Here is a 6,381-nt window from a genome sequence, read left to right as displayed (position 1 = left end):
CGTTTTCCCATCGCTGCGTGGTGGTCGCACAGGACGCGGACGATGCGATCCGCCTGCTCGAGTGCGCTGCCGCGGGCAAACGCGCGCCACGCGTTTTCCGCGGCGTCGTGCCGCATGAGTTCGTCGGCCAGAAGGCGGTGTCGACGCTGGGACGCCAGCTGCTGGGCACGCTGGCCGCGGCGGTGCCTCCCCCGCGCGAAGACGCCGAAGAGGCGTTGCACGCGCTGGCCGACCTGTTCTGCCAGGGCTACGTGTTGCCCTGGCCGAGCCTGTTCGGCGCGTCCACGCCACGGCGCATGGCGCTGCCGACCTATCCCTTCGCCCGCGAGCATTACTGGATCGAAGGCACGTCTCCGGAGCGCGGAGGCGGCACGAGCGCGCCGCCGCCCCACCCGTTGCTGCACACCCATGAGTCCGACCTGGACGGGCAGCGCTACGCCGCCACGTTCAGTGGACGCGAGTTCTTCCTCCGCGACCATCGCGTGCACGGGACGCCGGTGTTCCCCGGCGTGGCCTACCTGGAAATGGCACTCGCTGCCTTGCGCGACGGCGGCGGACGGCCACCATCGCCCGCCATGGCGTGGCGGCTGAACCACGTGGCGTGGGTGCGTCCGCTCGCCGTGCACGACGCACCGGTCACCTTGCGCCTGGATCTGACGAGGCTTAGCGACGAGGACGTCGGGTTCGACCTGTACGGGAATTCCGCGCAGGGGGATCGATGCATCCATGCGCGTGGCAGCGCACGCTGGACGAACGACGAGTCGCCGGCCGCCGTGGACCTGCGGACGCTCGAGGCCTCTCTCGACGCACGGATCGACGCGGCGGAAGCGTATCGGCGGCTCGCCTCGGCCGGCCTGGACTACGGTCCCGCGCTGCGCGCCCTGGCCTGGGCGGCTACGGGTGTCGACGAGAGCGGCGTGCCTTGCGTGCTCGCCCGTCTCGAGTTGCCCGCGGAAGCGCACGAGGGAGCGGCGGCGTGGCATCTGCATCCCTCGTTGCTGGACGGTGCCTTGCACGCGTCCGTGGCGCTGTGGTCCGACGCCGGCACAGCCGGGCAGGCGTGGGTGCCTTATGCGCTTGAAGGGCTGTCGATCTATCGCGAACCTGGCGAATCCGTCTTCGCCGTGCTGCGTGAAGCGCCGGGAAGCACGCCGGAACTGCCGACCTTGCAGGTAGTCCTCTGCGACGACGCCGGCAACATCTGCGTCGTGCTGGACCGGCTCAGCGCCCGCCCTTCGGCGCGACCGGCCACCACCGCCTACCTTGGGTTCGACTGGCGCGAGGATGGCGGGGATGCATCGCCATCGTCGGACGAGCGCCGCCATGTCCTGTGCTGCGCATGGCCTTCCGATGCGGACGCCATGGAACGCGCGCTGACGCGCGACGGCATCGCTTGCATCCGTTTGCATCCGGACGGCGCGCATGTCACCGAGCGCTACGAAGACCTCGCCTGGCGCATCACCGATCATCTACAAGGAATCCTTCGCGCGGGCATCGATGTCCCGACGCTGGTGCAGGTCGTCACACCGCTCGACGACGCGCTGGCCCGCGGGCTCGCGGGGCTGCTTCGCACGGCGCGGCTGGAACAGCCGCTGCTGCGTGGGCAGGTCGTGCAGATGGAGACGGAGCTCACCGCCGAAGCGGCCGCGGCGCTGCTCGCGCGGGACGCCGCGGGCCTATACGACGTCGTCCGGCACGAGGCGGGCGTTCGGCGCGTGGAGCACGTCGTCGCCCTGGATACGCCGTCGGGCAACGCGCCGTGGAAGCCGAACGGCGTCTATCTCATCGCCGGCGGCATGGGCGGCCTCGGCAGGATATTCACCGACGAGATCCTGCTCCGCCAGCCCTCCGCGCGCGTGCTGCTGGTGGGCCGCTCCGCCGTGGACGACGCGGCGCTGGCGACGTGGCGGGAACGCGGCGGCCACGTTGAATACCTCCGCGCGGATCTCGCCGATCGCACCGCGACAGCGGACCTCGTCGCCGACGCACTCGCACGGCATGGTCGCGTCGATGGCGTGATCCATGCGGCGGGCGTGATCCGCGACGCATTCCTCGCCCGGAAGCACCGCGGCGATCATGCCGCGGTCATGCGCGCCAAGCTGGCCGCGGCAGTTCATCTCGACGAGGCCCTGGGCGACGTGCCGCTGGACCTGTGCGTGTTTTTCTCCTCCACCAGCGGGCTTTACGGCAACGTGGGGCAGGCCGACTACGCCGCGGCGAATGCCGCCCTCGACGCCTATGCGACGTGGCGACACGCGCGCGTGGAACGCGGCGAACGCCACGGCCGGACGCTCGCCATCGGCTGGCCGCTGTGGGCCGATGGCGGCATGCGCGTGCACGACGCGGTGCGACGCACGCAACGCGCCGAGGGACGCTTGCCGCTTGAAGCCAAGGACGGCATCGACGCCTTCTACGCCGCGTTGTCGACGCGACACGATCGGGTCCACGTACTGCGCCTCGACGAGGCCGCGGCGCAAGGCGCGCGCGCGCCGGCCGGGCGTGCCGAACCGGCGCCGCCATCGGCGGACGCGCCGTCGACACCGGTGACCGACGAGCGCGCCTTCGAGCGCGACGTGCTCGCCTACGTGAAGGAATCGCTGTCGGAAACCTTGCGCCTTCCGCCCGAGCGGATCGAAGCCGACGCCCCGTTCGAACGCTATGGCCTGGATTCGATCCTCGCCCTGGATCTCACCGCGGCGCTCGAACGGCGATTCGGTTCGTTGTCCAAGACGCTTTTCTTCGAACACCAGACGCTGGCTTCGTTGGCGCGCTATCTGGCGACCGCCCATCGGTCGCGGCTGCTCGACCTGCTGCGGCCGGCGCCGGCCGCCCCGCGGGTTGCGGTCGCCGCGCGTTCCACCACCGCTGCGCCGGTATCGCGCGCACAGACCGCGACGCCGGAGGATACGCGCTCGCCGCCCGTTGCGCGCGAAGACATAGCGATCATCGGTATGAGTGGCCGCTACCCAGGCGCCGACGATCTCGACGCCTTCTGGGACAATCTGCGCGAGGGACGCGACGGCATCGGCGACGTCCCGACGGAGCGTTGGGACCATCTGCGCTACCTCGACGACGAGCGCGGCGCGATCGGCAAGACCTATGGCCGCTGGGGCGGCTTCCTCAACGGCGTCGACGAGTTCGATCCGCTGTTCTTCCGCATCTCGCCGGTCGAGGCGAAGGTGATGGATCCCCAGGAGCGCCTTTTCCTGCAATGTGCCTACCACGCGGTGGAAGACGCCGGGTATACGCGCGACGGCCTGCGCGAATCGGCCGCGGATGGCGATGACGGTGCCGTCGGCGTGTTCGTCGGCGTGATGTATGAGGAATACCAGCTCTACGGCGCGCAGGCGCAGGCGCTTGGCCAGGGTCTGGCGCTGAGCGGCAGCCCGTCGTCCATCGCCAACCGCGTATCGTATTTCCTCGACCTGCACGGCCCGAGCCTCGCGGTAGACACGATGTGTTCCTCGTCGCTCACCGCCATCCACCTCGCCTGCGACAGCCTGCGCCAGGGACAGTGCGCGATGGCCCTGGCTGGCGGCGTCAACGTCACGGTGCACCCGAACAAGTACCTGATGCTCGCGCAGGGGCGTTTCCTCTCCAGCGACGGCCGCTGCCGCAGCTTTGGCGAAGGAGGCGACGGTTACGTGCCCAGCGAGGGCGTAGGTGCCGTCGTGCTGAAGCGGCTGTCGACGGCGGTCGCCGATCGCGACCGCATCCTCGGCGTGATCCGCGGCAGCGCCGTCAACCATGGCGGCAAGACGAACGGGTACGCGGTGCCCAACCCGGTCCAGCAGGCACGCCTGATTGCCGCCGTGCTGGCTTCCAGCGGCGTGCCCGCACGCTCGATCGGCTATGTCGAGGCGCACGGCACTGGCACCTCCCTGGGCGATCCCATCGAGATCGCCGGGCTCACCCAGGCGTTCCGCACGCAGACCGCGGACGTGGGCTTCTGCGCCATCGGTTCGGTGAAGTCGAACATCGGCCACGCCGAAAGCGCCGCCGGCATGGCCGCGCTGTCCAAGGTGCTGCTGCAGATGCGCCACGGCGAACGAGTGCCCAGCCTGCACTCGGAAAGCCTCAATCCATTCATCGATTTCGCGACGTCGCCGTTCGTCGTACAGCGGTCGCGCTCGCCGTGGCCGCGTCCGGTCGACGACGCGGGCGTCGAAAGTCCGCGCCGTGCGGGCATCTCGTCGTTCGGCGCGGGCGGCTCGAATGCGCACCTGATCGTCGAGGAATACGTCGCCGGGACGATCCAACCGACAGTGCAGGGGCCCTTCGCGGTCGTGCTGTCGGCGCAGACCGCCGACGCGCTCGACCGGTGCGTGGTGCGACTGCGCGAGGCGGTCCGCGAACTGGGCGACGATGCCCTGGCCAATGTCGCTTACACGCTCCAGGTGGGGCGCGAGGCCATGGCGTTCCGGCTCGCGTTCGTGGTCGACGACATGGCCATGCTGCGCGAACGCCTGGATGCCTGCGCCGACGGTACGGATACGATGCCGGGCATCCATCGCGACGAGGTCCGCCGAGGCAAGGACGCCCTGGCGGCGTTCCTTGCCGACGACGACGTAAGGGACACGGTCGCGGCGTGGATCGCCAAGCGCAAATTCGACGCCCTGCTCGGATACTGGGTCAGGGGATTGACGGTGAACTGGGACGGCCTCTATGCCGGGGCGGAGGTCCCACCGCGGCGTATAGGCCTGCCGGGCTATCCGTTCGCGAAGGAACGCTACTGGATCGGAGCCCGCGAGATCGGCCTGGATCGGCCGCATGCGTCGTTGCCTATGGACGGGACCTGGCGGTTGCTGCGCAGGCAATGGATCGCCGCACCCTCGTTGACAGGCGACACGCTGACCGGGCCCGTCGTGGTCCTCGCCGAGGAGGACGCGATCGATATCGCCACCGCGCTCGCGGCGGGTCTGCGGCGAGCCGAGGTGGTCAAGGTGGACGCGGCGTCCGTCGCCGGCGTGCCATGGGCCGATTTCGAAGGCCTCGTACACCTCGTCGCCGACGCGACGCCGCGTTCCACCGAATGGATCGCCTGCGTGCAGGCGTGGATGGGGGCGCGCATGACGACGGGCGGTCGCTCGCTCGGCGTCACGCTGGTCGACGACGGTGCCGCCGCGCCGCATGGCCGAGCCCTGCATGCGGGCCTTCACCGCACGCTGTCGGGCGAATATCGGCGCATCCAGTCATCCCACGTCACGCTGCATCGCGACGACAAAGGGACGTGGATCGAACGTTGCGCGCGCGAGTTCGCCGATGCCGGTGGCGACGCGGACGTGCGCTACCTGGAGGGTACGCGCCACGTCGCGCGTCTCGCGGACCTGGCGGTCGCCGCACCGGCGTCGATGGACTGGTCGCCGGAACACGTGCTGTGGATCACCGGCGGCGTGCGCGGCCTAGGCTACGCCTGCGCCGAACACTTCGTCCGCAACCATGGCGTCAGACGGTTGGTGCTCACCGGACGCGAAGCGTTCCCCGACCGGTCCGACTGGGACGCGCAAGCGTCGGAGCCGACCCGCATCGGCGAGAAGATTCGCGCGATCCGGCGGCTGGAATCCCTCGGCGCGGACGTCGCGGTGGAGACGATCGATCTCACGGATGCCGCGGCACTCGGCGACGCGATGCATCGATGGGTCGACGCCATGGGTCCCATCGGGGGCGTGGTGCATTGCGCCGGCGTCGCCGATGCGCAGACGCCTGCCTTCGTGCACAAGCGCCAGGCCACCATGGATGCGGTGTTCGCGCCCAAGGTGGGCGGTACGAACACGCTGCTGCGCTGCTTGCGCGACCATCGGCAAGCACGCTTCGTCGTGCTGTTCTCGTCGGTGAGCGCCCTCTCGCCGTCGCTGGCGGCCGGTCAGCTCGACTACGCGATGGCGAACGCCTACATGGACGCGGTGGCGGAGGCAGGCGAAGTGGAGGGGGTGCCGTTGCTGAGCGTGCAGTGGGGCAGCTGGAAGCAGAGCGGCATGGGCGAGGTGCGCAGCCGCGCTTACGGCGAACTGGGCTTGCTCAGTCACGACGACGCGCAGGGCCTGGCGATGCTCGATCGTCTCATTGCCGCGAACGTGCGTGGCGTCGTCGCGCCGCTGCGGGTCGACCCGTCGCGTTTCGACGAGGCTGACCTGCTTTCCCCTTCGCGATCCGCGGCCGCGCCGGTCGCGCGAGACGACGCCGACAAGGAGACGCCGGCGCCGTCCGCGGCGGTCGCGGCGGTCGCGGACGGGGGCGTGCGCGAATGGCTGCGCGAGCTGTTCGCCGAACAGTTGCAGATGGATGTGAGGCGCGTCGAGGTCGACGTGCCGCTGACCGACTATGGCGTGGATTCGGTGCTGCTGATGCAGGCGATGGCGACGATCGGCCGGCGGGTGGGCG

General features: G+C 70.1%; 1 protein-coding gene. It reads left to right on the top strand.

The window, feature by feature from the left end:
* A partial coding sequence (locus tag JNG39_RS20990; protein ID WP_368313911.1) for an SDR family NAD(P)-dependent oxidoreductase occupies nucleotides 1–6,381 on the top strand: 6,381 nt, incomplete at both ends.

Source organism: Luteibacter sp. CQ10 (assembly GCF_040900725.1).
Taxonomy (GTDB): Bacteria; Pseudomonadota; Gammaproteobacteria; order Xanthomonadales; family Rhodanobacteraceae; genus Luteibacter.
The sequence above is the reverse complement of the archived record's forward strand: the minus strand, read 5'-3'. Positions and strand labels throughout refer to the sequence as shown.